Source organism: Streptomyces sp. NPDC041968 (genome assembly GCF_055589025.1).
This window is the reverse complement of the sequence record NZ_JBVJCB010000003.1, coordinates 607423-632477: the sequence shown is the minus strand read 5'-3', so window position 1 is coordinate 632477 and position 25055 is coordinate 607423. Positions and strand designations below refer to the sequence as shown.

Here is a 25055-nt window from a genome sequence, read left to right as displayed (position 1 = left end):
GAGTGCCATACGGTCTCCTGCGCCCCAGGTGCGCCCAGGGGTGGCTACACCGGCCCCATGTGGTCGAGTCTGCGCAGGATCACGCCCTCCCTCAGGGCCCAGGGGCAGATCTCCAGGTTCTCCACGTGGAAGAGGTCCATCGCGGCCTCGGCGACCAGGGCTCCGGCGAGGAGCTGGCCCGCGCGGCCCTCGGAGACACCGGGCAGCTCGGCGCGTTCGGCACTGGTCATGGCGGCCAGGCGGGGCACCCACGCCTCCAGGGAGGCCCGCTTCAGCTCGCGCTGCACGTAGAGGCCCTCGGCGGAGCGGGCGGCGCCGGCGATCCGGGCGAGCTGCCGGAAGGTCTTGGAGGTGGCGACCACGTGGTCCGGGGCGCCGAAGCGGCTGAAGTCGCCGACCGTGCGGGCGATCTCCGTACGGACGTGGCGGCGCAGTCTCCTGACGTCGTCCGCGTCGGGCGGGTCCCCCGGCAGCCAGGCGGCGGTCAGCCGGCCCGCGCCGAGCGGCAGCGACACGGCGGTGTCGGGCTCCTCGTCGATGCCGTAGGCGACCTCCAGGGAGCCGCCGCCGATGTCGAGGACCAGCAGCTTGCCCGCGGACCAGCCGAACCAGCGGCGCACGGCGAGGAAGGTGAGCCGGGCCTCCTCGGCGCCGCTGAGGACCGTCAGCTCGACGCCGGTCTCCTCCCGCACGCGCGCGAGGACGTCGTCGGCGTTGGTCGCCTCGCGCACGGCGGAGGTGGCGAACGGCAGGAGGTCCTCGACACCCTTGTCCTCGGCGGCCTGGAGCGCCTCGCGGACGACCGCGACCAGCCGGTCGACGCCGTCGGCACCGATCGCGCCGTCCTCGTCGAGGAGCTGGGCGAGGCGCAGATCCGCCTTGTGCGAGTGGGCGGGCAGCGGGCGCGCGCCCGGGTGCGCGTCCACCACCAGCAGATGCACCGTGTTCGAACCCACGTCCAGGACACCGAGTCTCATGTACGGAACGCTACTGCCAGCGAGGAGTGCGGTGGTGCCGTCATCCGGCGCGGGCGACTTACCCTGGAACCGTGCCAAAGACGAAAAAGGCGAAGGACGAAAAGCCGGCCAAGAAGGACAAGAAGCGCGAAACGGGCGACGAACAGGGGCTCGACTTCGCGCGCGCGTGGGTGGAGTTTCCGGACCCGGCGGACGACGAGCAGGTCTTCCGCTGCGATCTGACATGGCTGACCTCTCGCTGGAACTGCATCTTCGGCAGCGGCTGCCAGGGCATCCAGGCGGGCCGCGCGGACGACGGGTGCTGCTCGCTGGGCGCCCACTTCTCCGACGAGGACGACGAGAAGCGGGTCGCCGAACACGTGGCGAGGCTCACGCCGGACGTCTGGCAGCACCATGCCGAGGGCACGCGGGGCGGTTGGATCTCCGAGGACGACGAGGGCTCCCGCCAGACCCGGCCCTTCCAGGGCTCGTGCATCTTCCAGAACCGGCCCGGCTTCGCCGGCGGCGCGGGCTGCTCGCTGCACATCCTGGCCCTGAAGGAGGGGCGGGAACCGCTGGAGACCAAGCCCGACGTGTGCTGGCAGCTTCCGGTCCGGCGGACCTACGAGTGGATCGACCGGCCCGACGACACGCGCGTGCTCCAGGTGTCCATCGGTGAGTACGACCGCCGCGGCTGGGGCCCCGGCGGGCACGACCTGCACTGGTGGTGCACCTCGGCGACCTCGGCGCACGGCGCGGGCGACCCGGTGTACGTCTCGTACCGGCCGGAGCTGACCGAGCTGATGGGCAAGGCGGGCTACGACCGGCTGGTCGAGCTGTGCGAGCAGCGGCTCGCCTCGCAGCTGCCGCTGGTGGCCCCGCACCCCGCCGACCCGGTCCGCTGAGCGCGTCGCTACGAGGCGGAGCGGCTCGGGCCGTCGCCGGGCGGCGGTGACGAACCGCCCGTGCCGCCGGTGGGCGACGGGTCGTCGGTGGGTGTCGGGTCGGGGTCGGGCGAGGTCGGCGGTGGGTCGTCGGTGGGCGAGGGGTCCGGCGGCGCCGAGGTGGACGGTGAGGGGTCCGGGCCCGGGTCGGTCGGGGGCGGGGAGTGGTCGGGCGTGCTGGGCCGCGGGTTCGGACGGGAGGGGGCGGGCGCCGTGCCGTACCCGTTGATGGACACGACGGCGCCGGCGGGTGAGACGGCCACCCGTGCACTCCAGTGACCGGAGGGCTCGCGCAGGTGGTCGACGTACACCTTGACGGTGCGTGACTCGCCGGGGCGCAGGGTGCCCGAGGACTGGCTCAGGTAGAGCCAGGACGCGCCGGTGGACGCGGACCAGGCCACGGGGGCGTCGCCGGTCGCGGTGAGGGTGATCAGGGTGGTGTCGCCGTCGTGGCCGGCCGTCACGTCGAGGCGTCCGGCCCCCTTCGCGCCGGCGCCGGAGACGCTGACGACCTCCACGGAGACGTCGGCCTTGCCGTTCTTGCCGAAGCGGGTGCCGGGCGTGGTGCGCGTGTTGCCGGTGTTCTCGTAACCGTAGGCGCCGCCCGCGGACGCGCCGTCCGGGCCGTCGGGGCTGTGCCCCTCGCTGGCGCTGGACGAACGGCCGTCCTCGCCCTCGACGACCGGGGTGCCGCGGTAGGCCGCCCACAGGGCGAGCACCGGGGCCGCGACGACGGTGGCGACGACGGTGGTGGTGACGGCACGGGCGCGCAGGCGGTCCCGCCGGGCCGCGCGGTCCTTGGGGTCCATCGGGAAGCCGCGCCGGTCGAAACGGGGTGCGGTGCCTCCCGCGCGCGGGAGGTGCGTCATGGCCCTGTGCAGCGCCGCGCGGGGTGCCTCCAGGACGGGCAGCTCGGCGGGCGTCACGCTGGTGCCGGGCCAGCGGCCGGGGACCGCGCGCTCCGCGGTACGGCGGCAGCGCGGGCAGTCGTCGACGTGCCGGACCAGCTCGCGGCGCAGGGCGGCGCTCAGGACGTACTGGTTGTCGCCGGTGAGTCGGGCCACGCCCGCGCAGGTGCCGGTCTGGACGACGGCCAGCGCGGCGCTGGTGCGCTCGACCTCGCAGGCGGCCGCGGCGAGCAGTTCGCGGGTGGCCGCCAGGTCCATGCCGAGGACGGCGGCGACCTCGTGGGCGGCGAGGTGGTGGCGCACGGCGAGTTCGAGCGCCTCGCGCTGCTCCGGGGTGGTGCCGGCGGCCTCCGGCCAGGCGAGGAGGGCGAGTTCGCGGCGCTGGCGGTGCTGGTCCTCGTCGTCCCCGGCGGGCGGGGGCGGGGAGGCGGGCCGCTGCTGCGCGGTGCGCTGCCGGGCGGCGTCCGGGCGGCCCGCCGCGTGGCTGCCCGGACGTTTCTGCTTGGCCTCGGCGAGCTTGCGCAGGCACGCCCAGCGGGCCAGGGCGTAGAGCCAGGCCCTGCGGTCGTCGGCGGACCCGGGCCCGCGGTGGCCGCGGCGCTCGGCGAGCGCCAGGACGTCGCCCAGGGCGGCGATCGCGGACTCGTGGTCGCAGAGCACGGACAGGCAGTAGGTGAACAGGCCGTCCAGATACGCGTCGTAGCGCGCGGGCGGCAGGTGCGCCAGCGTGCGCGCCGCGGTGCGGTCACGCGCTTCCCGGTGCGCCCGGTGTGCGCCGGTCGTGCGGGTCGTGGTTTCCGGACTGCTCCTCATCACTCGGCGACCGTAGGGGCCCATGGGTGGCGCGAACTGGCGCATTGGCCCCTTTTAATCCGTACGGGTGAAACGATCCCTCATAAGGGGACAGGAGGCCGGTGTTCCGTGGCCGTTTCGGGGCGGACGTGGCCCGATCGGGGCGGCCGGGGGCGGCCGGGGGCGGTCGGGGGGCGAGGTCGGTCGGGAGGGGCAGACGGGCGTGCGGACCGCGTTGTCGGTGGGGGCGGTTACGGTTCGTGCATGGCTGCCCGTGCGAAGACCACCAAGGACCGGCCGTCCTACCGCTGCACCGAGTGCGGCTGGCAGACGGCCAAGTGGCTCGGCCGCTGCCCCGAATGCCAGGCGTGGGGCACGGTCGAGGAGTACGGCGTGCCCGCGGTGCGCACGACGACGCCGGGGCGCGTCACCACCTCCGCGGTGCCCATCGGCCAGGTCGACGGCCGGCAGGCCACCGCGCGCTCGACCGGCGTGCCCGAGCTGGACCGGGTGCTCGGCGGCGGACTCGTGCCGGGCGCCGTGGTGCTGGTGGCGGGCGAGCCCGGCGTCGGCAAGTCCACCCTGCTGCTGGACGTGGCGGCCAAGTCGGCGAGCGAGGAGCACAAGACCCTCTACGTCACCGGTGAGGAGTCGGCGAGCCAGGTGCGGCTGCGCGCCGACCGCATCAAGGCCATCGACGACCACCTGTACCTCGCCGCCGAGACCGACCTCGCGGCGGTGCTGGGCCACCTGGACGCGGTCAAGCCCTCGCTGCTGATCCTCGACTCCGTGCAGACCGTGGCCTCTCCCGAGATCGACGGCGCTCCCGGCGGCATGGCCCAGGTGCGGGAGGTGGCGGGGGCGCTGATCCGCGCCTCCAAGGACCGCGGGATGTCCACCCTGCTGGTGGGCCACGTCACCAAGGACGGCACCATCGCGGGTCCGCGGCTGCTGGAGCACCTCGTGGACGTCGTGCTGCACTTCGAGGGCGACCGGCACGCCCGTCTGAGGCTGGTGCGGGGCGTCAAGAACCGGTACGGCACCACCGACGAGGTCGGCTGCTTCGAGCTGCACGACGAGGGCATCACCGGCCTGACCGACCCGAGCGGACTGTTCCTCACCCGGCGTGCCGAGCCGGTGCCCGGCACCTGTCTGACCGTCACGCTGGAGGGGCGCCGTCCGCTGGTGGCCGAGGTGCAGGCGCTGACCGTCGACTCCCAGATCCCCTCCCCCCGGCGCACCACGTCCGGTCTGGAGACCTCCCGCGTCTCCATGATGCTGGCCGTCCTGGAACAGCGCGGCCGCATCAGCGCGCTGGGCAAAAGGGACATCTACTCCGCGACGGTGGGCGGGGTGAAGCTCTCCGAGCCGGCCGCCGACCTGGCCGTGGCGCTCGCGCTGGCGAGTGCCGCGAGCGACACCCCGCTGCCCAAGAACCTCGTCGCGATCGGCGAGGTCGGCCTCGCCGGAGAGGTGAGACGGGTCACGGGCGTGCAGCGCAGGCTCTCCGAGGCGCACCGCCTGGGCTTCACCCACGCCCTGGTACCGACCGACCCCGGGCGGGTCCCTGACGGTATGAAGGTCCTGGAGGTCGCGGACATAGGGGACGCTTTGCGGGTGCTTCCGCGCTCGCGTCGGCGAGAGGCCCCACGGGACGAGGAGGACCGCCGGTAGACTTTGCCCTGGTCTCGTCCGTCCGTACGACCGAGTGTGCGACACGGGAGCGCCAGACGACCTGCGACCGGAGGAGTGCAGTGGCAGCCAACGACCGGGCAGCAGCTCCCGGAAAGTCCGGTGGGAGTGCCGGTGCCGATGGCCTGATGCGCGCCTCGCTGAGCGCGGTGGCGCCCGGCACGCTCCTGCGGGACGGCCTGGAACGGGTCCTCCGCGGCAACACCGGCGGTCTGATCGTGCTGGGCTCCGACAAGACCGTCGAGTCGATGTGCACGGGCGGCTTCGTGCTGGACGTCGAGTTCACGGCGACCCGGCTGCGCGAGCTGTGCAAGCTCGACGGCGGCATCGTGCTCTCCTCGGACCTCGGCAAGATCCTGCGGGCGGGTGTGCAGCTGCTCCCCGACCCGACGATCCCCACCGAGGAGACCGGCACCCGGCACCGTACGGCGGACCGGGTCAGCAAGCAGGTCGGCTTCCCGGTCGTCTCCGTCTCCCAGTCCATGCGCCTCATCGCCCTCTACGTCGACGGCCAGCGCCGCGTTCTGGAGGACTCCGCGGCGATCCTGTCCCGCGCCAACCAGGCGCTGGCGACCCTGGAGCGCTACAAGCTGCGCCTCGACGAGGTCGCGGGCACGCTGTCGGCGCTGGAGATCGAGGACCTGGTCACCGTCCGCGACGTCTCGGCGGTGTCCCAGCGGCTGGAGATGGTGCGCCGCATCGCGACCGAGATCGCCGAGTACGTGGTGGAGCTGGGCACGGACGGGCGTCTGCTGGCGCTCCAGCTGGACGAGTTGATCGCCGGCGTGGAACCCGAGCGCGAACTGGTCGTGCGCGACTACGTGCCCGAGCCGACCGCCAAGCGTTCCCGCACCGTCGAGGAGGCGCTCGTCGAGCTGGACAAGCTGAGCCACGCCGAGCTGCTCGAACTGTCCACGGTGGCCCGTGCCCTGGGCTACACCGGCTCACCGGAGACGCTGGACACGGCGGTGTCGCCGCGCGGCTTCCGGCTGCTGGCGAAGGTGCCGCGGCTGCCCGGGGCGATCATCGACCGCCTGGTGGAGCACTTCGGCGGTCTGCAGAAGCTGCTCGCCGCCAGTGTGGACGACCTCCAGACGGTGGACGGCGTCGGTGAGGCGCGGGCGCGCAGCGTGCGGGAGGGGCTGTCGCGGCTCGCGGAGTCGTCGATCCTGGAGCGCTACGTCTGAGGCCGCGAGGGGCGCGTCCGGGGCGCCGAGCCGGGGACTTGCGTCAGGTCCCCCGGGGGCCCCGCGTCAGGCCCCCGCCCCAGGTCCTCGCGTCAGTCGTTCTTCAGCACGAACGACGTCCGCACCTTCTCGAATCCGGCCGCCTTGGCCTCCACCAGGTACGTCCCCGCCTTGGCCGACCCCGCGGCCGGCGTCCCGCACTCCTCGGCGCTCGGCTTGCGGTCCCACTTCACGGTGTAGGTGATGCCGCTGCCGGCCGCCACCCGGTACTGCAGGCTGCCCGCGCCCTTGACGCAGGCGTCGGAGGACCAGTACGCGTCCTCGCCCTCGGCCGGCGTGATCGTCAACACCGCGCGCTTGGGGCCGAGATCGACCTTGCAGTCGCTGCCGGAGGTGTTCCGCGCGGTCAGTTCGAAGGTGGGGGTCTCACCGGGCGCGTAGTTGTTGCGGACGCTCCGCAGGCTCAACTTGACCGCTCCGGGCGTGCAGTTGGGGAGACTGGTGCCACCCGGCAGCGCGTCACCCGCGCCGACGCCTGTCGCCGCACCACCCGCCGAACCACCGGAGCCCGCACCGCCGGAGCCGCCCACACCAACGGACCCACCGGCCCCACCACTCGAACCGGACCCGTCGCCGGACCCGTCGCCGCTCCCGGACCCCGAACCGGAACCGGAACCGGAACCGGAACCACTGGAGTCCCCGCTGCCCGACTCGTCACGGCCGCCCGGCGCCTGACTGATCGCCGGCCCGGAGCCGGAGGGTCCGGGAGTGATCGAAGGGGCCGGGTTCTTGCCGTCGGCGCCGTCCTCACGGCCCTTGCCGCCGTCACCGCCGCCGGACACCACGATCAAGGTGATCAGCAGTGCCAACAGAGCGAGCAGGGACAGCAGTACGGCCCTCCGTCGCCAGTAGATGGAGGAGGGAAGCGGCCCGACCGGATTGCGCAGAGATCCCACGGCGCAAACTGTACGAGAGATCGGCGCGTTCCCCTGTCCCACCCGCCGTTCGGGGCAGCAACTTTTACGGATCATCATTCCGGAGACGGTCCCGACCGCCCGCCGATCGTCGGGCGCGGTGCGCGTTGATCGCAGGGTGTGACCGAATCCGGGGTCTGCCTACCGTCCGTGAGCACGGCTTTCGGGGGACGGCGCATTGCGCGGCGGCGACACCGGCTCCCCCCGGACGCCCCCTCACGGGTTCGCGATCGCGGCGCTTGCACCTGTGGCCATGGCTGTGGCGCAGGGGTCGGGGTGTCGGAAGCGGTCGGGTGTCGGAAGCGGTCGGTTGCCGGTGCAGGAGGCCCTCGGCAGCGCGGTGCCCAACGTCGGTCGTCGGGTGTCCCGCCCGCCACAGGGTGGTGGTGCGCCCGCGCGGCGGTCCTCCCGTGGCAGGATCGGAGGGTCATGACTGCGCCCACGAAGCCCCCGCACGACGGCCCCTCCGACCCCGCCGCGAACCCGTCCCGCACCCCGGACCAGGCCCCGGCCGCCCCGGACACCGTCCCGGACCAGGTCACGGCCCCGGACACCGTCCCGGTCCCGGGCCCCGCCCCGGCCGGAGAGCCGGACGCCTCCGGTGTGCCGCTGCACGCCCCCGTCATCGACTGGTTCGACGAGCACGCCCGCGACCTGCCCTGGCGGCGCCCGGAGGCCGGCGCCTGGGGGGTGATGGTCAGTGAGTTCATGCTCCAGCAGACGCCGGTGAGCCGCGTCCTGCCCGTCTACGAACAGTGGCTGGCCCGCTGGCCGCGCCCCGCCGACCTCGCCGCGGAAGCGCCCGGCGAGGCCGTCCGCGCCTGGGGCCGGCTCGGCTACCCCCGCCGTGCCCTGCGCCTGCACGGCGCCGCCGCGGCCATAACGGAACGGCACGGTGGCGACGTGCCCGCGGACCACGCGCAGCTGCTGGCGCTGCCCGGCATCGGGGAGTACACGGCCGCCGCGGTGGCCTCCTTCGCCTACGGCCAGCGGCACGCCGTGCTGGACACCAACGTCCGCCGGGTGTTCGCCCGCGCGGTCACCGGCGTGCAGTACCCGCCGAACGCCACGACCGCCGCCGAGCGGAAGCTGGCCCGGGCGCTGCTGCCGGACGACGAGGCGAGCGCCGCGCGCTGGGCCGCCGCCTCCATGGAGCTGGGCGCCCTCGTCTGCACGGCGAAGAACGAGTCCTGCCACCGCTGTCCGATCGCGGGCCAGTGCGCCTGGCGGCTGGCCGGCAAGCCCGCCCACGACGGACCGCCGCGGCGCGGTCAGACGTACGCCGGCACCGACCGGCAGGTACGCGGCCGGCTGCTCGCGGTGCTCAGGGACGCGCACGTGCCGGTGCCGCAGTCGGCCCTCGACCAGGTGTGGCACGAACCGGTCCAGCGCGCCCGCGCCCTGGACGGCCTCGTCGCCGACGGCCTGGTGGAGCCGCTGGCGGACGGGATGTACCGGCTGCCGCTGAGCTGACGCACGGCCGCGGCACACCGGTGGACGCCGTGCCGCGACGGCTTCCGTGACAGCGGCGCCGACGGACAAATCGCCACCTAACCCCCGCAAGTACCCCATCGCTCGGCCCGGTTCCCACCTCCGTTACACAACCGACGGACAGCCGAGGGTTTGCCGCAGGCTGCTTCGCACAGCGCCGTGACAACGCTTCCCTACCTTCGTTTGCGTGCCCCCAGGGCACGGGACGACTACGGACCACAGGCAGTGGGACCGGCGGCGCTCAAGGCCGCCGGAACGGGGATCGGAAGGCGGTTGACCATGGCGCAGGGCGAGGTGCTCGAGTTCGAGGAGTACGTCCGTACCCGGCAGGACGCGCTGTTGCGCAGCGCACGGCGCCTGGTCCCCGACCCCGTCGATGCCCAGGACCTGCTGCAGACCGCGCTGGCCCGGACGTACCGCCGCTGGTCGACCATCGAGGACAAGCGGCTGGCGGACGCCTACCTGCGCCGGGTGATGATCAACACGCGGACCGAGTGGTGGCGGGCCCGGAAGCTGGAGGAGGTGCCGACCGAGCAGCTCCCGGAGTCCTGCGTGGACGACTCGACCGAGCAGCACGCGGACCGCGCCCTCCTGATGGACGTCATGAAGGTGCTCGCCCCGAAGCAGCGCAGTGTCGTGGTGCTGCGACACTGGGAGCAGATGTCAACGGAGGAGACGGCCGCCGCCCTCGGCATGTCGGCCGGTACGGTCAAGAGCACGCTGCACCGGGCGCTCGCCCGGCTCCGCGAGGAGCTGGTCGCCCGCGATCTGGACGCACGGGCGCTGGAGCGTGAGGAGCGGGAGCGTTGCGCGGCCTGACCGTCGGTCGATCACCCGGGGAGGCCCGGAAGAGCGTGCAGGCGGCGAGTACGGCGTTGGCCGTGTTCGTCGCCCTCGGCGTCTCCCTCTCCGGGTGCGGCGCCGGTGGCACCGGCGCCCGCGACGAGGGCCCGGCCCACGCGGACACGGTCGGCGGCGCCGCCTCCTCCACGCCCGCGGCCTCCCCCTCGAAGGTTCCCGACCGCGTGGACGCGGTGCGGTTGGTCAAGACCGATCCCGAGGTCTCCGCGGAGGTCAAGCGCGAGCTGAAGCCGTGTGTCGCCGACCAGTACCCCGTCGACGTGTCGTACGGGAAGCTGACCGGGGGCTCGGCGGAGGACGTCGTCGTCAACGTGCTGACGTGCGGTGACGCGGTGGGTGTGGGCAGTTACGTGTACCGCGAGGAGGGGGGCGCGTACCAGAATGTGTTCAAGGCCGAGGAGCCCCCGGTCTACGCGGAGATCGACCGCGGTGACCTGGTGGTGACCAAGCAGGTCTACGAGAAGGGTGACCCGGTGTCCAGTCCGTCCGCCGAGAACGTGATCACGTACCGCTGGGCCTCGAACCGGTTCTCCGAGGAGTACCGCACCCACAACGACTACAGCAACGCGGTCGGCAGCGCGCCCTCACCGGCTCCGGAGCCGGACAGCTGACGCGCGCGGACGGCCGGCGCGCGGGTGACGGCCGACCTGCGTGGACGGCGCCCGCACGTGACGCCGACGCGCACGGACGGCTCGCCCGCGGGTGACGACCGCGGGCCCGGAGGCCGACGGGCCCGGACACCTGGCGCGCACCAACACCCGACGCGCACGAACACGCGACGCGCGCGGACACCGCCGAGAAACCCACGAGACACCCCCGCGCAGGGCACCGGACACCCACGTGAACCGAGCGGGCCGCTCGGACCGATGGAGACATGAACACCGACGCAGAAGTGAACGCGGCGCACGCTCCCCGCGTCTCCCCAGTGACGGCACACGAGGACTGAGAGCACCGGGATGGCAGACCAGACACACGTCCTGTTCGTCGAGGACGACGACGTCATCCGCGAGGCGACCCAGCTCGCCCTGGAGCGGGACGGCTTCGCGGTCACCGCGATGCCCGACGGGTTGTCGGGCCTGGAGGCGTTCCGGGCCGACCGCCCCGACATCGCGCTGCTGGACGTCATGGTCCCCGGCCTGGACGGGGTCAGCCTGTGCCGCCGGATCCGGGACGAGTCCACCGTGCCGGTGATCATGCTGTCGGCGCGGGCGGACTCCATCGACGTCGTCCTCGGACTGGAGGCCGGCGCCGACGACTACGTCACCAAGCCGTTCGACGGGGCCGTGCTGGTCGCCCGGATCCGGGCGGTGCTGCGCCGCTTCGGTCACGCGGGCGGCGGCGACCGGTCGGACGCGGGGGCCGGCGCGGACACCGGGGGCCTGCTGACCTTCGGCGAGCTGGAGGTCGACACCGAGGGCATGGAGGTGCGCCGGGCCGGGCGGCCGGTGGCGCTGACCCCGACCGAGATGCGGCTGCTGCTGGAGTTCTCCTCCGCGCCGGGCACGGTGCTCTCCCGCGACAAGCTCCTGGAACGGGTGTGGGACTACGGCTGGGGTGGGGACACCCGCGTCGTCGACGTCCATGTGCAGCGGTTGCGCACCAAGATCGGCCAGGACCGGATCGAGACGGTCCGCGGCTTCGGCTACAAGTTGAAGGCCTGAGCGGGGATACGGGGACACAGGGACATGCGGAGGTTCTTCCGACGCCCGACCGCCTCACCACCGGGGCGCCCGGGCAACCGCAGGGGGCCGGGCAACCGTGCGCTGAGCATCCGTACCGGCCTGCGCTGGAAACTCAGCGCCGCCATCGCGCTGGTCGGCGCGCTGGTCGCGATCGCGCTGAGCCTGGTCGTGCACAACGCGGCCCGGGTGTCGATGCTGGACAACGCGCGCGACCTCGCGGACGACCGGGTCCTGATCGCCCAGCGCAACTACGAGCTGTCCGGGCGGCAGAACTTCCCCAACGCCCAGATCGACGACCCCGAGCTGCCGGCCGAGCTGCGCAGGAAGGTCGAGGACGGGCGGCGGGCGACGTACGTCTCCGAGGGGGCGGACGGGGTGACGGACATCTGGGCGGCGGTGCCGCTGAAGGACGGGCACGTGATGTCCCTGCACTCCGGGTTCACCGACCGCAGCGCGGACATCCTCAAGGACCTCGACCAGGCCCTGGTCATCGGCTCCATCGCGGTCGTCCTCGGGGGCAGCGCGCTCGGCGTGCTCATCGGCGGCCAGTTGTCGCGCCGGCTGCGCAAGGCCGCCACCGCCGCGCACCGGGTCGCCGGCGGTGAGCCCGACGTCCGCGTCCGGGACGCCATCGGCGGGGTCGTCCGGGACGAGACCGACGACCTGGCGAGCGCCGTGGACGCCATGGCGGACGCCCTGCAGAAGCGGCTGGAGGCCGAACGCCGGGTCACCGCCGACATCGCGCACGAGCTGCGCACTCCGGTGACCGGGCTGCTGACCGCCGCCGAGCTGCTGCCGCCGGGCCGGCCGACCGAGCTGGTGCTGGACCGGGCGAAGGCGATGCGCACGCTCGTCGAGGACGTCCTGGAGGTGGCCCGGCTGGACGGGGCCTCCGAGCGGGCCGAGCTGCAGGACATCATGCTGGGCGACTTCGTGACCCGGCGGGTGGCGGCCAAGGACCCGGCCGTCGCGGTCCACGTGGTGCACGAGTCGGAGGTCACCACCGACCCGCGCCGCCTGGAACGCGTGCTGTTCAATCTGCTCGCCAACGCCGCCCGGCACGGCCGGTCGCCCGTCGAGGTCAGCGTCGAGGGCCGGGTGATCCGGGTCCGCGACCACGGTCCCGGCTTCCCCGAGGCCCTGCTCGCCGAGGGGCCGAGCCGCTTCCGCACCGGCAGCACGGACCGGGCCGGCCGCGGTCACGGGCTCGGCCTGACCATCGCGGCCGGTCAGGCGCGGGTCCTGGGGGCACGGCTCACCTTCCGCAACGTACGGCCCGCCGGAGCGCCCGAGCACGTGCCCGCCGAGGGGGCGGTCGCCGTCCTGTGGCTGCCGGAGCACGCGCCGACGAACACCGGGAGCTACCCGATGCTGCCGGACCGCGCCCACAGCGGCTCTCCGGGCGGTCGGCGAACCTAGCAGGCGAAGTCCCGGTCCATGTCGAGGCCGCCCTCGCGGGGCTGGGTGAAGGAGAACCAGTTGCCGGAGTCGTCGCGGAAGAGGGCCTCCGTGCCGTACGGGCGCTCCTGCGGCTCCTGGAGGAACTCGACCCCGCGGTCCTTGAGCTTCCGGTAGTCGCCGTGGACGTCGTCGGTGGTCAGCACGCCGGCGCCGAGCGCGCCCTTGGCCACCAGCTTCCTGATCATCTCGGCTGACTCGGGGTCCATCGCGGGACCGGAGGGGACCATCAGCGTCAGTTCGACACCGGGCTGGGCGGGGGAGCCGACGGTGAGCCAGCGCATGCCGCCCTCGCCCATGGTCATGTCGGTGCGGACCTCCAGGCCCAGCTTCTCGGTGTAGAAGCTCTTGGCCCGGTCCTGGTCGAGGACCCAGACGGTCGAGATGGCGAGACCTTTGATCATGGCGTGCTCCTGGTGTTCCGCTGTCTCCGCGGCCGTCCCGCGTGCCCTGCCACGGTAGGCAGCGCGGGTCTCAGTCCGCTTCTCCGGAATTGCGCCGTACTCCGCCCGCCCAGTGCATGACGTAGCAGCCGGGTATGAGGGCGGTCCCCCGGCCCACGTGCCGTCTCCGGTACTCGCTGGGGGTCAGGCCGGTCCACGTCTTGAACCGGCTGGAGAAGGTGCCCAGGCTGGTGAAACCGACCAGGTGACAGATCTCGGTCACGGACAGGTTCGCGGTGCGCAGCAGGTCCTCGGCGCGCTCGATGCGGCGACGGGTGAGGTACTGGCCGGGCGTCTCGCCGTACGCCTCCTTGAAGGCGCGCAGGAAGTGATACCGCGAGTACCCGGCGTGCGCGGCCACGGCGCCGAGGTCGAGGGCCGGGTCGGCCCAGTCGCGGTCCATGGCGTCCTTGGCCAGCCGCAACTGCCGCAACTTGTCCATGGGCCCGATGGTGCCACGGGGCACTGACAGCGACCGGAGCGAGCGGTACGGGCCGCGGCGACCGCCGGGCCGGAGGGGCGAGGGCCGGTCGGTGCACGGACGCACCGCAGGGCCCCGGGGGGCGTGCCCCGGGGCCCTGCCTGGTGCGGGACCTCGCGTGGTGCGGGACCTCGCGTGGTGCGGGTCAGACCGACTCGGTCACCGGCCTCTTCGCCGTGGCCCCGTCCTCGTCGCCACCCGCGTCGTCCGGGCCGTCCGCCGTCTTCGGGCCGGCCCCCTTCAGCGGGACCTCCTTCACGAAGACCGCCGCGACCAGGGCCAGCACCGCCACGACGGCGCCGAGCAGGAACGCCCCGTGCGTCCCGGAGGACACCGCGTGCTGGTACGCCTCGCGCGCCGCCTCCGGCAGCCTGGCCAGGCTGTCCGCGTCCAGCTGCGCCGACTGCTCGGTCACCTTGGATCCCAGTGCGCCGGCCCGCTCGCTCATGACGTCCTGGACCCGGTGGTTGAACAGGGCGCCCATGATCGCGACGCCGAAGGAGGAGCCGAGGGTGCGGAAGAGGGTGGTGGACGAGGACGCGACGCCCATGTCCTTCATCTCCACGCTGTTCTGCGCCACCAGCATGGTGATCTGCATGAGGCAGCCCATGCCGAGGCCGACGACGGCCATGTAGACGCCGGAGGTGAAGCGGCTGGTGTCGGTGTCCATCAGCGACAACAGGTACAGCCCGACGGACATCAGAACACCGCCGGCCAGCGGGAAGATCTTGTAGCGCCCGGTGTTCGTGGTGACCCGGCCGGCCACCATCGACGTGACGAGCATCGCGCCCAGCATCGGCAGGAGCAGCAGCCCGGAGTTGGTGGCGGACGCGCCCTGCACGGACTGCTGGTAGAGCGGCAGGAAGAGGGTGGCGCCGAACATCACGAAGCCGGTGATGAAGCCGATGAGGGACATCAGCGTGAAGTTGCGGCTGCGGAAGATGTGCAGCGGCACGATCGGCTCCGCGGCCCTGGTCTGCCAGAACGCGAACCCGACCAGCGCGGCGACGCCGATGCCGATCAGCTCCATGATCCGCGCGGAGGTCCAGGCGTACTCGGTGCCGCCCCAGGTGGTGACGAGGACGATCGCGGTGATGCCGACCGTGAGCAGCACGGCGCCCAGGTAGTCGATGCGCGCCTCGCTGCGCTTCTTCGGCAGGTGCAGCACGGCGCTGACGGCGACCAGCGCGACCACGCCGAGGGGCAGGTTGATGTAGAAGGACCAGCGCCAGCCCCAGTGGTCGGTGATGGTGCCGCCGACCAGCGGTCCGCCGATCATCGCGAGCGCCATGACGCCGGCCATCATGCCCTGGTACTTGCCGCGCTCACGCGGCGGTATGAGGTCGCCGATGATGGCCATGACACCGACCATCAGACCACCGGCGCCGAGTCCCTGGACGGCACGGAAGCCGATGAGCTGGCCCATGTCCTGGGCCATGCCGCTGAGCGCGGAGCCGATCAGGAAGATGACGATCGACGTCATGAACAAGCCCTTGCGCCCGTACATGTCGCCGAGCTTGCCCCACAGCGGAGTGGAGGCCGCGGTCGCGAGGGTGTAGGCGGTGACCACCCAGGACAGGTGCTCCAGGCCGCCCAGCTCGCCCACGATGGTGGGCATCGCGGTGCCGATGATCATGTTGTCCAGCATCGCGAGCATCATCGCGATCATGAGCGCGAGCAGCACCACCCGCACGCTTCTCGGCTGTTTGCCGTCCTTCTCCACGGTCCCTGCCGCCGCTGTGTCCGCCATTGGCCTTCACTCCCCCAGCCACTGCCTCTTACTTGCCGACCGGCAAGTTGTCTACACTCGGGAAAGTAGACGCGTAACTAGCCGGTCGTCAAGTAAGTTTTTCGGAAAGGCGTCCGGGGCGGTCCCGCATGTGCGCGGAACAGGGGGTGCGTAGGAGGATGGGCGGCACGATGGACAGCACCAAGCAGCAGCGGCGCCGCGGGGACACCCGCCAGCGCATCCAGGACGTGGCACTGGAGCTCTTCGCCGAGCAGGGGTACGAGAAGACCTCGCTGCGCGAGATCGCCGAGCGCCTGGACGTCACCAAGGCGGCGCTCTACTACCACTTCAAGACCAAGGAAGAGATCCTGGTCAGCATCTTCGAGGATCTCACGCGGCCGATCGAGGACCTGATCGCCTGGGGCTCGCGGCAGCCGCACTCGCTGGAGACCAAGCAGGAGATCGTCCGCCGCTACAGCGAGGCCCTGGCGGCCGCCGCACCGCTCTTCCGCTTCATGCAGGAGAACCAGGCGACGGTGCGGGACCTGCGCATCGGCGAGATGTTCAAGACCCGCATGCTCGATCTGCGCGACATCCTCATGGACCCGGAAGCGGACCTGGTCGACCAGGTCCGCTGTGTGAGTGCGCTGTTCACGCTGCACGCCGGGATGTTCGTGCTCCAGGACCTGGAGGGCGACCCCGAGAAGAAGCGCGCGGCCGTTCTCGAGGTCGCCACCGGTCTGGTGACCCAGGCGCACCGGGGAGCCGACGGCTCCTGACCGGTCAGGGTCAGACGGTCACGCCCTTGTCGCGCAGGAAGGCGACGGGGTCGACGGCCGAGCCGTAGTTCGGGGTCGTACGGATCTCGAAGTGAAGGTGCGGACCGCTGGAGTTGCCGGTGTTGCCGGACTTGGCGATCGACTGGCCGGTCTTCACGATCTGGCCGGGCTTCACGTTGACCTTCGACAGGTGCGCGTACTGGGAGTACGTGCCGTTGCCGTGCTTGATCACGACCGCGTTGCCGTAGGCGGGGCCGTCACCGGCGCCGTTGCCGCCGGCCTTGACCACGGTGCCGCCGTGCGTGGCGACGACGTTGGTGCCGATCGGCACGGCGAAGTCCTGGCCGCTGTGCTTGCTCGCCCACATGCCGCCGTTCTGCGCGAAGCTGGCGCTGAGGGTGTACTTCTTCACCGGGTCCACCCAGGAGGCGGCCTTCTTCTTGGCGGCCGTCTTCTTGGCGGCGACGGTCTTCGCGCTCGTGGCCTTCTCGGCCTGCGCCGCCTTGGCCTGCGCCGCGGCCTGGGCCTCGACGGCGCTCGCCGTGGTGGAGGAGGTGGAAGCCGCCGTGGTGCCGGTGGCGGCCGCGACCCCGGCTCCCAGTGCGACCGAGGCTCCGAGGCCGGCGGCCATCACCGCGGCGCGGGTGCGGATGGTCGTACGGGAAGAACGGGACGTGACACGCGGGAACATTCGAACCTCATGGGGACGGGAACGGGGGGGTGCCCTCCGGCGTGACGCCGAGGCGCTCACCGGGCGGGCTCCACCTTGGTAACCCGACCGGCCCGAACCGCACAAAGGTGTGACCTACGATGTTATTTAGTACTTCCAGATGAAACTTCCCGACTCTTGACAGAGCCGCCATTACGGACAAAACCAGCTCAGGGCCCCGGAAAACCCCCCTGACCCTCGTCCGATCCGTCCCTTTTCGTCGTTCTTGCGGCCTCCCCTATTCCACGTAGTACACCCCGGATCGCCTGTGCGGCACATCACCGGCGGTCGCGGTCGAGACCCCCCGCGATGTGACCGGGGCTACTCCCTTCCGGCCTAACCCGCCCGTCGCACAAGGGGGTTCATCAGGGCCCGGAACGTGGTCGGGGTCACGCAAAAGGGGCCTTTTCCCTCCGCCGCGGACCCTCCCGGACGCGCGAACCAGACACCTACCGCCCAGTAACCCAATCGTTGCCGTACGGCCACTTGCTCAGGTGAGCATGCTCGCGACAACTTTGCCGTCAGGTATTCGCGCAGGCATGAGAGGACCCCAACCCCCCATGACCGAACAGACCGGACAGACGAGACAGACCCGGCACGCCTGGAAGCGCGCCGCGGGCACGGCCGCCGTCACCGCGGCGGCGCTCACCGCGACGGCCACACCGGCCGTCGCCGCCACCCCCGCCGACACGCGGCCCGCCCAGGCGGCGTCCGTCCCGGCAATGCCGGCTTCGGCGCCGGTGACCGCGTCCGCCGCCGACGTCGGCTACGACACCTGGCAGAAGGACTGCCGGGCCGTGATGGACCAGGCACTGCCGTACCTCAAGGAGCGGATCGCCGACACCCGGCCCGGCGAGAAGCAGGCCATCGTCCTCGACATCGACAACACCTCCCTGGAGACCGACTTCGGCTTCAGCTACCCCCAGCCCGCCAACCGGCCGGTCCTGGAAGCCGCCGAGTACGCCCAGGACCACGGCGTCGCCCTGTTCTTCGTGACCGCCCGGCCGGGCATCATCTCGGCGCCCACCGAGTGGAACCTCGACCACGCCGGCTACGAGTCCTCCGGCCTGTACGTGCGCGGCTTCCTCGACCTGTTCCGCGACGTCGCCGAGTACAAGACCGCCCAGCGCGCCAAGATCGAGTCCAAGGGCTACACGATCATCGCGAACATCGGCAACAGCGCCACCGATCTGTCGGGCGGCCACGCCGAGAAGACGTTCAAGCTGCCGGACTACGACGGCCAGTTGTCCTGACCCCCGGTAGGCTCCCGAGGTCGACCGACCACGGGGGTGGCGCATGGAACCGGCGGTACTCGGCGGGAAGTTGGCGTCCAGCCTGGTCGCCCCGCTGGTGAGGAAGCTGTTCGTCACGGGCGGGCCCGGCGCCGGGCTGGTCGACCGACCGGTCCGGCTGACCCACCTGGTCTCCTTCCGGGGCGAGCAGCGCACCCTCGGGGAGAAGGAGGTGCGCAGGCTCGCGGGGCGGCTGGTCGGGGACTCCCTGGACTCCCCCGGTGAGCCGCCCTTCCCGCCGGACGAGACGGAGGCGGTCACCACCGCCCTGACGGTTCGTCTGCTGACCCTCGGCGACCTGGACATGGACGACGTCCAGGCCGTCCGCCTGGGTCACCAGGAGCTGGCCAAGCAGTTGCAGTACCGGGCGCCCTCGGCCACCGGGGGTCTCTCCGCCGACGCCTGCTACTTCCTCGACTCGGTGACGGAGTGGGCCTGCCTGCACATCCTGGAGTTCTTCACCCGCCGCTCCACCTTCGTCGCCCGGACCCTGGTGGAGCAGTCCCGGTGGCACGCGGAGCTGATCGCCAGGGTCGACGAGCTGATCGCCCGCACCCCGCGCCCCGACGCCCGCGACACCGCCTTCGAACGCCGGTACCTGCCCCACATCGCCGAGCGGCACAACCACCTCACCATCTACGGCATCGACCTGCGGGACTCACCGGACAGATGGCCCCTGGAAGTCGCCTACCTGAGCCTGGAGGCGACCGGCGAGGAGGAGGGCGCCGCCCTCGCCGGCGAGCCGGCCGATCCGGCGCGCACCGTCCGTGTGCCGGCCGAGGACGCACTGCGCACCCACGACCGGATGCTCCTGCGCGGCGACGCGGGTTCCGGCAAGACGACGCTCGTGCAGTGGCTGGCGGTGACCGCCGCCCGGGACGGCGACCGCATCCCGTACGTCCTCCCGCTGCGGACCCTGGTCCGCGCGGGCGCCCTTCCGTCCCCCGCCGGTTTCCTGACCGCGGTGGGCTGCCCGCTCACCCCGCCCGACGGCTGGGCGGAACGCGTTCTCACGGCCGGCCGCGGCCTGCTCCTGATCGACGGTCTGGACGAGATCCCCGCCGCCGACCGGCACCGCGCCCGCGACTGGCTCCTCGCCCTGATCCGGGCCTTCCCCGGCAACCGCTGGCTGCTCACCTCCCGGCCCACCGCCGTACGCCCCGACTGGCTGACCGCCGAGGGCTTCCGGGAACTGACCCTCGCCCCGATGCGCCGGGCCGACCTCACCACCTTCGTACGGCGCTGGCACGCGGCCGCCGACGCCCCCGCGTACGAGGCGAGACTGCTGGACGCCCTGCACACCAAGCGCGACCTGGCCCGCCTCGCCACCAACCCGCTGATGTGCGGCCTGATCTGCGCCCTGCACCGGGAGCGACGGGGCTACCTCCCGACCGGCCGCAAGGAGCTGTACGACGCCGCCCTGACGATGCTGTTGGCCCGCCGGGACCGGGAGCGGGGCACGGAGGCGGTGGAACTCGGCGAGGAGGCCCAGCTGGAGCTGCTCCAGCGGCTGGCGTACGCGCTGGTGCTGAGCGGGCGCACGGAGATGGACCTGGCCACGGCCGAAGGAATCGTGGAACGCTCGCTGCCGTCGGTCGCCTCGGCGGCGGGGCAGGGCGACGCGGTGACGGTCCTGCGGGCCCTGGTGCTGCGGAGCGGGCTGCTCCGGCGGCCCGGCGCGGACTCCCTGGACTTCGTCCACCGCACCTTCCAGGACTATCTCGGCGCCCGGTACGCGGTCGAGGAGGGCCACCTCGACGTCATCGCGAGCCGTGCGGACGACCCCTACTGGGAGGACGTGATCCGCATGGCGGTGGCACACGCCCGGCCCGGCGAGCGGGCCATGCTGCTGCGCCGGCTGCTGGCGCAGGAGACCCCGCGCCTGACGCTGCTGGCCCTGGCCTGCCTGGAGCACGCCACCGCCCTCGACCCGGCGGTACGGGCGGAGGTGGAGGCGCGGGCGGGGGCGCTGATCCCGCCGCGGTCGACGGAGGACGCGAGAGCGCTGGCCGAGGCGGGGCCCCTGGTCCTGGAGCTGCTGCCGGGTCCGGCGGGACTGACGGACGCGGAGGCCCACGGGGTCACGGTGACGGCATCGCTGCTGGCGGCGCACGAGCCGGACGGGGCGCTCGCGGTGCTCCGCCGGTTCCGCGGGCACCCCTCACTCGGCGTGCGGCGGCAGCTGGTCGGCACGTGGGGCCGGTTCGACCCCCTCGGGTACGCGAGGGAGGTACTGGACCACCTGGACCGGACGGAGCTGTTCCTGACGTGCACGACGGAGGGGCAGCGCGCGGTTCTCGCGGACCTGCGGCCGCCGTGGAGTCTGCTCCGGTTCGAGGGACCGCACGCGGTGGCAGACGTCCTCAGAGCCGTGCCGGGGCCGGAGACGATCCAGACGCTCCATTTCGTGCGGAACACCGAGCTGGCCGACCTCGAACCGCTGATCGCGTTCACGTCCCTGCGCCACCTCTCCCTGACGGACTGCGGGAACGCACGGGGTCTGAACCGCCTCACCGCGCTACGACTCGAAAGCCTCACGGTCCGCGGTACCACCGATGTCACGGGCCTGGACGAACTCGACTCGCTGCGACGGCTCTCCCTGATGCTGCGGCTCCCGGGCAGCCGGCTCACCGATGCGCTCCCGGTGGCGGCACCCCTGCGAGAGCTCCACCTCGGCCGGTTCACCACCATGGACACCGGGCTCCGGGGCCTGTCGCACTGGTCCACGCTCGAGCGCCTCACCCTGCAGGGCCATCACGTCGTCCCGGCCGACTGGGTGGAGATGTCCCTGCTGCCGCGGTTGGACTCCGTGGACATCGACGCCTCGGTCCTCGTCGAAGGTCCGGACGAGCCGCCGGCGCTGCCCGGCGTACGTACCGTCCGGGTGACCAGGACCCGCGGCTGCGACGCCGCCCGGCTGGCCGTCCTCTTCCCCCGCGCCGCGATCACCGTGTCGTGAAGGCTGACGGACGGCACGCAAAGGGGCCGCACCGAGACCTTGGTCTCGGTGCGGCCCCTTTCCAGGCTCACCCTCGGAGGGCTACGCCTCCTTGCTCAGGTTCGGGCCGGCGCCACCGGCCGCCTGCTCGATCGGCGGGACGTCGGGGAGGGCCGACTTCTCCTCGCCGCGGAAGGTGAAGGTCTGGGTCTCGCCCTCGCCCTCGGTGTCCACGACCACGATGTGGCCGGGGCGCAGCTCGCCGAAGAGGATCTTCTCCGACAGCGTGTCCTCGACCTCGCGCTGGATGGTGCGGCGCAGCGGACGCGCACCCAGCACCGGGTCGTAGCCCTTCTTGGACAGCAGCTCCTTCGCGGACTGGGAGAGCTCGATGCCCATGTCCCGGTCCTTGAGGCGCTCGTCGACCTTGTCGATCATCAGGTCGACGATCCGCAGGATGTCGGCCTGGCTGAGCTGCGGGAAGACGACCACGTCGTCGACGCGGTTGAGGAACTCGGGCCGGAAGTGCTGCTTGAGCTCGTCCTGGACCTTGTTCTTCATGCGCTCGTAGTTGGTCTTCGTGTCGCCCGCGGCGGCGAAGCCGAGGTTGAAGCCCTTGGAGATGTCCCGGGTGCCGAGGTTGGTCGTCATGATGATGACCGTGTTCTTGAAGTCCACGACCCGGCCCTGGGAGTCGGTCAGGCGACCGTCCTCCAGGATCTGCAGCAGCGAGTTGAAGATGTCCGGGTGGGCCTTCTCGACCTCGTCGAAGAGGACGACGGAGAACGGCTTGCGGCGGACCTTCTCGGTCAGCTGGCCGCCCTCTTCGTAGCCCACGTAGCCGGGGGGCGAACCGAACAGACGCGAGACCGTGTGCTTCTCGCTGAACTCCGACATGTCGAGGGAGATCAGCGCGTCCTCGTCACCGAAGAGGAACTCGGCGAGCGCCTTGGACAGCTCGGTCTTACCGACACCGGACGGGCCGGCGAAGATGAACGAGCCACCCGGACGCTTCGGGTCCTTCAGACCGGCACGGGTACGGCGGATCGCTTTGGACAGCGCCTTGACGGCGTCGACCTGGCCGATGACCCGCTTGTGGAGCTCGTCCTCCATGCGCAGCAGGCGGGACGACTCCTCCTCCGTGAGCTTGAAGACCGGGATGCCGGTGGCGGTCGCGAGGACCTCGGCGATCAGCTCGCCGTCGACCTCGGCCACGACGTCCATGTCGCCGGCCTTCCACTCCTTCTCCCGCTTGGCCTTGGCGGCCAGGAGCTGCTTCTCCTTGTCGCGGAGGGAGGCGGCCTTCTCGAAGTCCTGCGAGTCGATCGCGGACTCCTTGTCGCGGCGGACGCCGGCGATCTTCTCGTCGAACTCGCGCAGGTCCGGCGGCGCGGTCATCCGGCGGATGCGCATCCGGGAGCCGGCCTCGTCGATCAGGTCGATCGCCTTGTCCGGCAGGAAGCGGTCCGAGATGTAGCGGTCGGCGAGGGTGGCCGCCTGGACCAGGGCCTCGTCCGTGATGGAGACGCGGTGGTGGGCCTCGTACCGGTCACGGAGACCCTTGAGGATCTCGATCGTGTGCGGCAGCGACGGCTCCGCGACCTGGATCGGCTGGAAGCGGCGCTCGAGGGCCGCGTCCTTCTCCAGGTGCTTGCGGTACTCGTCCAGCGTCGTGGCACCGATGGTCTGCAGCTCACCACGGGCCAGCATCGGCTTGAGGATGCTCGCGGCGTCGATGGCGCCCTCGGCGGCACCCGCACCGACCAGCGTGTGCAGCTCGTCGATGAACAGGATGATGTCGCCGCGGGTGCGGATCTCCTTGAGCACCTTCTTCAGGCGCTCCTCGAAGTCACCGCGGTAGCGGGAGCCGGCGACCAGCGCGCCGAGGTCCAGGGTGTAGAGGTGCTTGTCCTTGAGGGTCTCGGGCACCTCGCCCTTGACGATGGCCTGCGCGAGGCCCTCGACGACGGCGGTCTTGCCGACGCCGGGCTCACCGATCAGGACCGGGTTGTTCTTGGTGCGGCGGGACAGCACCTGCATGACCCGCTCGATCTCCTTCTCGCGCCCGATGACCGGGTCGAGCTTGGACTCACGAGCGGCCTGGGTGAGGTTCCGGCCGAACTGGTCGAGGACCAGGGACGTGGAGGGGGTGCCCTCCGCAGGACCGCCGGCGGTGGCGGTCTCCTTGCCCTGGTAGCCGGAGAGCAGCTGGATGACCTGCTGCCGCACCCGGTTGAGATCGGCGCCCAGCTTGACCAGGACCTGGGCGGCGACGCCCTCGCCCTCACGGATCAGGCCGAGCAGGATGTGCTCCGTGCCGATGTAGTTGTGACCGAGCTGGAGGGCCTCGCGGAGCGAAAGCTCCAGGACCTTCTTGGCACGGGGGGTGAAGGGAATGTGACCCGACGGGGCCTGCTGGCCCTGCCCGATGATCTCCTCCACCTGCTGGCGGACCGCCTCGAGCGAAATCCCGAGGCTCTCAAGGGCCTTGGCGGCGACACCCTCACCCTCGTGGATCAGGCCCAGGAGGATGTGCTCGGTGCCGATGTAGTTGTGGTTGAGCATCCGGGCTTCTTCCTGAGCCAGGACGACAACCCGCCGCGCGCGGTCGGTGAACCTCTCGAACATCGTTAATCGCTCCTCAGAGCGGTCAGGCAGTAAGGGGAACTTCCCCTCCCTGTCCTTCCGCAGCTTAGTCCCGCAAGCGGGGACCGCTCATTCCAACTGCCGACACCGTCGATGGCCTCCTGACCCCTGACGCCGACATCTGCCACAACCCGATGGTGCGAGACGATGTTCCCGCAGGCCAGGCACTTACCCCAGTCGCCAGTACGCCGATGGCGAACGTGAGACGGCCCAATCCGCGTGTCGCCCCCTCCCACTAGGGATGTCTTACCCGCTGGGACGGACACTCCATGCCGCGCGCACCGGTTCCCTCCGCTACGGGCGAACAACCTTGTGCCTCCCCGCGCCCCCGCACGCCCCCACGTGCAGCACGGAGCGCGTCCGCAGCACTACCCAGCGTAACCCGGTCGTGGTTTCGACCGTTGCACTTGGCATGGTTGGCGCCCCCCTCCCGGTCCCTCCGGCCTTTCCGGCCGCTTCGGCCCCCACGGTGCCGTTCCCCCGCCGACCGCTCGAGGCGGGCGGCGCGCCGGAGCCCGTGCGGCGGTGGTACGAGTGCGCGCTCGGCTGGCCGACGGCGCCGGGGTCCCCGGTGCGGCTCCGTACCGGTGTCCGCTTCGACGTCCTGAGGGTCCCCGCCGAGGCCGGCCACGCGGCACTGGAGCGGTTCGGCCCGGGCGCGCACAGGCCGGGTTTCCCCGTGGCCGTCCACGGCGAGCGGATGCTGCTGCTCGTGGCGGCGGGCAGCGCGGAGGAGATGCCGGGGCTGCTGGAGTGGCTGGAGTGGGGCTCGCTGCCGCTCGACCTCACGGCGGTCGGCGCCGGCGGCCTCCTGGACGCGCCGCTGCCCGCCGGATGCGGCGCGGCCGGCCCGCCGCCGCGTCCCCCGGACCGCGACGGCCTGCGGGGGGCCGCCGTCTGGCTGCGGCCCCCGGAGCCGGGGTGCGAGGTCGAGGCCTCGCTGCCGACGCTGTCGGCCATGGGGGGCACGGGAACCGCCCCCGATCTCGCACGGCTGGTCCACACCCTGGCGACCCAGTGCCACCGGATCGGGCTCGCCCGGCCCTCCCGGTTCGCGCGTCCCCCGCGGGCGCCGCGCTGACGGCCTCCGGGC

The 25055-nt window shown here is 72.1% G+C and carries 20 protein-coding genes; 12 read left to right on the top strand and 8 right to left on the bottom strand.

Translation table 11 applies throughout. From position 1 onward, the window contains the following. Nucleotides 1-44: 44 nt before the first annotated feature. Complete coding sequence (locus ACZ6EG_RS10995) at nt 45-977, bottom strand: Ppx/GppA family phosphatase (protein WP_391972747.1); 933 nt, start codon at nt 975-977, stop codon at nt 45-47. A 71-nt stretch (nt 978-1048) separates the two neighbouring features. Here ACZ6EG_RS10995 and ACZ6EG_RS10990 point away from each other — a divergent pair, with 71 nt between their 5' ends. Beyond that, on the top strand, nt 1049-1861 hold the full coding sequence (locus ACZ6EG_RS10990; RefSeq protein WP_383650629.1) for a DUF3109 family protein: 813 nt from the start codon (nt 1049-1051) through the stop codon (nt 1859-1861). A gap of 8 nt (nt 1862-1869) precedes the next feature. On the opposite strand, the gene ACZ6EG_RS10985 is transcribed toward ACZ6EG_RS10990, so the two are convergent. Beyond that, on the bottom strand, nt 1870-3621 hold the full coding sequence (locus tag ACZ6EG_RS10985; RefSeq protein WP_391972745.1) for a BACON domain-containing protein: 1752 nt from the start codon (nt 3619-3621) through the stop codon (nt 1870-1872). 243 nt (nt 3622-3864) lie between these two features. Between ACZ6EG_RS10985 and radA the strand changes: the two genes are divergently transcribed. Both radA and disA read left to right on the top strand, forming a co-directional pair. Continuing rightward, entirely contained in the window at nt 3865-5274 is a 1410-nt protein-coding gene (gene radA / locus ACZ6EG_RS10980) for a DNA repair protein RadA (protein ID WP_391972744.1), read from the top strand. A gap of 80 nt (nt 5275-5354) precedes the next feature. Then, entirely contained in the window at nt 5355-6479 is a 1125-nt protein-coding gene (disA, locus tag ACZ6EG_RS10975; RefSeq protein ID WP_391972743.1) for a DNA integrity scanning diadenylate cyclase DisA, read from the top strand. Between the two features lie 92 nt (nt 6480-6571). Here the strand turns inward: disA and ACZ6EG_RS10970 are convergent, their stop codons facing one another. Next, complete coding sequence (locus ACZ6EG_RS10970; RefSeq protein WP_469603483.1) at nt 6572-7435, bottom strand: hypothetical protein; 864 nt, start codon at nt 7433-7435, stop codon at nt 6572-6574. A 447-nt stretch (nt 7436-7882) separates the two neighbouring features. Here ACZ6EG_RS10970 and ACZ6EG_RS10965 point away from each other — a divergent pair, with 447 nt between their 5' ends. From ACZ6EG_RS10965 to cseC, 5 genes are all read left to right on the top strand, one after another. Next, nucleotides 7883-8926: an HhH-GPD family protein gene (locus tag ACZ6EG_RS10965; protein ID WP_469603480.1), complete on the top strand. Its 1044-nt coding sequence runs from the start codon at nt 7883-7885 to the stop codon at nt 8924-8926. Between the two features lie 297 nt (nt 8927-9223). Next, nucleotides 9224-9763, top strand: coding sequence for a SigE family RNA polymerase sigma factor (locus tag ACZ6EG_RS10960; protein ID WP_053134953.1), 540 nt, complete (start codon nt 9224-9226; stop codon nt 9761-9763). Beyond that, complete coding sequence (locus ACZ6EG_RS10955; RefSeq protein ID WP_391972740.1) at nt 9751-10416, top strand: hypothetical protein; 666 nt, start codon at nt 9751-9753, stop codon at nt 10414-10416. The genes ACZ6EG_RS10960 and ACZ6EG_RS10955 overlap by 13 nt, the downstream gene beginning before the upstream one ends. Before the next feature lie 345 nt (nt 10417-10761). After that, nucleotides 10762-11466, top strand: coding sequence for a two-component system response regulator CseB (cseB, locus tag ACZ6EG_RS10950; RefSeq protein WP_383650640.1), 705 nt, complete (start codon nt 10762-10764; stop codon nt 11464-11466). Between the two features lie 24 nt (nt 11467-11490). Further along, entirely contained in the window at nt 11491-12906 is a 1416-nt protein-coding gene (cseC, locus tag ACZ6EG_RS10945) for a two-component system sensor histidine kinase CseC (RefSeq protein WP_391972739.1), read from the top strand. Here the strand turns inward: cseC and ACZ6EG_RS10940 are convergent. The 3 genes from ACZ6EG_RS10940 to ACZ6EG_RS10930 form a co-directional block, all read right to left on the bottom strand. Further along, entirely contained in the window at nt 12903-13349 is a 447-nt protein-coding gene (locus tag ACZ6EG_RS10940) for a VOC family protein (RefSeq protein ID WP_391972738.1), read from the bottom strand. The two genes, cseC and ACZ6EG_RS10940, sit on opposite strands and share 4 nt — an antisense overlap. A gap of 70 nt (nt 13350-13419) precedes the next feature. Beyond that, nucleotides 13420-13830, bottom strand: coding sequence for a helix-turn-helix transcriptional regulator (locus ACZ6EG_RS10935; RefSeq protein WP_391972737.1), 411 nt, complete (start codon nt 13828-13830; stop codon nt 13420-13422). A 184-nt stretch (nt 13831-14014) separates the two neighbouring features. After that, nucleotides 14015-15619, bottom strand: coding sequence for an MDR family MFS transporter (locus tag ACZ6EG_RS10930; RefSeq protein WP_469603473.1), 1605 nt, complete (start codon nt 15617-15619; stop codon nt 14015-14017). Nucleotides 15620-15777: 158 nt separating this feature from the next. Here ACZ6EG_RS10930 and ACZ6EG_RS10925 point away from each other — a divergent pair, with 158 nt between their 5' ends. Beyond that, nucleotides 15778-16377 carry a TetR/AcrR family transcriptional regulator gene (locus ACZ6EG_RS10925; RefSeq protein ID WP_469603470.1) on the top strand — a complete coding sequence of 200 codons (600 nt, stop codon included), beginning with the start codon at nt 15778-15780 and terminating at the stop codon, nt 16375-16377. A gap of 10 nt (nt 16378-16387) precedes the next feature. Here ACZ6EG_RS10925 and ACZ6EG_RS10920 read toward each other — a convergent pair whose 3' ends face one another. Continuing rightward, nucleotides 16388-17068: a M23 family metallopeptidase gene (locus ACZ6EG_RS10920; protein WP_391972734.1), complete on the bottom strand. Its 681-nt coding sequence runs from the start codon at nt 17066-17068 to the stop codon at nt 16388-16390. Nucleotides 17069-17646: 578 nt separating this feature from the next. On the opposite strand from ACZ6EG_RS10920, the gene ACZ6EG_RS10915 reads away from it, so the two are divergent. Together ACZ6EG_RS10915 and ACZ6EG_RS10910 are read left to right on the top strand one after the other, a co-directional pair. Further along, nucleotides 17647-18339, top strand: coding sequence for an HAD family acid phosphatase (locus tag ACZ6EG_RS10915; RefSeq protein WP_391972733.1), 693 nt, complete (start codon nt 17647-17649; stop codon nt 18337-18339). Nucleotides 18340-18382: 43 nt separating this feature from the next. Beyond that, the gene (locus ACZ6EG_RS10910) at nt 18383-21337 is read left to right on the top strand and encodes an NACHT domain-containing protein (RefSeq protein WP_469603465.1); all 2955 of its coding nucleotides are present in this window, start codon (nt 18383-18385) and stop codon (nt 21335-21337) included. 81 nt (nt 21338-21418) lie between these two features. Here the strand turns inward: ACZ6EG_RS10910 and ACZ6EG_RS10905 are convergent, their stop codons facing one another. Beyond that, a complete protein-coding gene (locus tag ACZ6EG_RS10905; protein WP_053134935.1) occupies nt 21419-23944 on the bottom strand; it encodes an ATP-dependent Clp protease ATP-binding subunit in 2526 nt (841 codons plus the stop codon). Between the two features lie 430 nt (nt 23945-24374). On the opposite strand from ACZ6EG_RS10905, the gene ACZ6EG_RS10900 reads away from it, so the two are divergent. Continuing rightward, nucleotides 24375-25043: an SCO3374 family protein gene (locus ACZ6EG_RS10900; RefSeq protein WP_469603462.1), complete on the top strand. Its 669-nt coding sequence runs from the start codon at nt 24375-24377 to the stop codon at nt 25041-25043. Nucleotides 25044-25055 lie beyond the last annotated feature (12 nt).

What these genes read in the sequence shown, in the direction of transcription:
- ACZ6EG_RS10920 (WP_391972734.1), bottom strand. Translation starts at nt 17,068, where the DNA reads ATGTTCCCGCGTGTCACGTCCCGTTCTTCCCGTACGACCATCCGCACC.
- ACZ6EG_RS10940 (WP_391972738.1), bottom strand. Translation starts at nt 13,349, where the DNA reads ATGATCAAAGGTCTCGCCATCTCGACCGTCTGGGTCCTCGACCAGGAC.
- ACZ6EG_RS10910 (WP_469603465.1), top strand. Translation starts at nt 18,383, where the DNA reads ATGGAACCGGCGGTACTCGGCGGGAAGTTGGCGTCCAGCCTGGTCGCC.
- ACZ6EG_RS10985 (WP_391972745.1), bottom strand. Translation starts at nt 3,621, where the DNA reads ATGAGGAGCAGTCCGGAAACCACGACCCGCACGACCGGCGCACACCGG.
- radA (WP_391972744.1), top strand. Translation starts at nt 3,865, where the DNA reads ATGGCTGCCCGTGCGAAGACCACCAAGGACCGGCCGTCCTACCGCTGC.
- ACZ6EG_RS10915 (WP_391972733.1), top strand. Translation starts at nt 17,647, where the DNA reads ATGACCGAACAGACCGGACAGACGAGACAGACCCGGCACGCCTGGAAG.
- cseC (WP_391972739.1), top strand. Translation starts at nt 11,491, where the DNA reads ATGCGGAGGTTCTTCCGACGCCCGACCGCCTCACCACCGGGGCGCCCG.
- ACZ6EG_RS10935 (WP_391972737.1), bottom strand. Translation starts at nt 13,830, where the DNA reads ATGGACAAGTTGCGGCAGTTGCGGCTGGCCAAGGACGCCATGGACCGC.
- ACZ6EG_RS10925 (WP_469603470.1), top strand. Translation starts at nt 15,778, where the DNA reads ATGGGCGGCACGATGGACAGCACCAAGCAGCAGCGGCGCCGCGGGGAC.
- ACZ6EG_RS10930 (WP_469603473.1), bottom strand. Translation starts at nt 15,619, where the DNA reads ATGGCGGACACAGCGGCGGCAGGGACCGTGGAGAAGGACGGCAAACAG.
- ACZ6EG_RS10965 (WP_469603480.1), top strand. Translation starts at nt 7,883, where the DNA reads ATGACTGCGCCCACGAAGCCCCCGCACGACGGCCCCTCCGACCCCGCC.
- cseB (WP_383650640.1), top strand. Translation starts at nt 10,762, where the DNA reads ATGGCAGACCAGACACACGTCCTGTTCGTCGAGGACGACGACGTCATC.
- ACZ6EG_RS10900 (WP_469603462.1), top strand. Translation starts at nt 24,375, where the DNA reads ATGGTTGGCGCCCCCCTCCCGGTCCCTCCGGCCTTTCCGGCCGCTTCG.
- ACZ6EG_RS10995 (WP_391972747.1), bottom strand. Translation starts at nt 977, where the DNA reads ATGAGACTCGGTGTCCTGGACGTGGGTTCGAACACGGTGCATCTGCTG.
- ACZ6EG_RS10960 (WP_053134953.1), top strand. Translation starts at nt 9,224, where the DNA reads ATGGCGCAGGGCGAGGTGCTCGAGTTCGAGGAGTACGTCCGTACCCGG.
- ACZ6EG_RS10905 (WP_053134935.1), bottom strand. Translation starts at nt 23,944, where the DNA reads ATGTTCGAGAGGTTCACCGACCGCGCGCGGCGGGTTGTCGTCCTGGCT.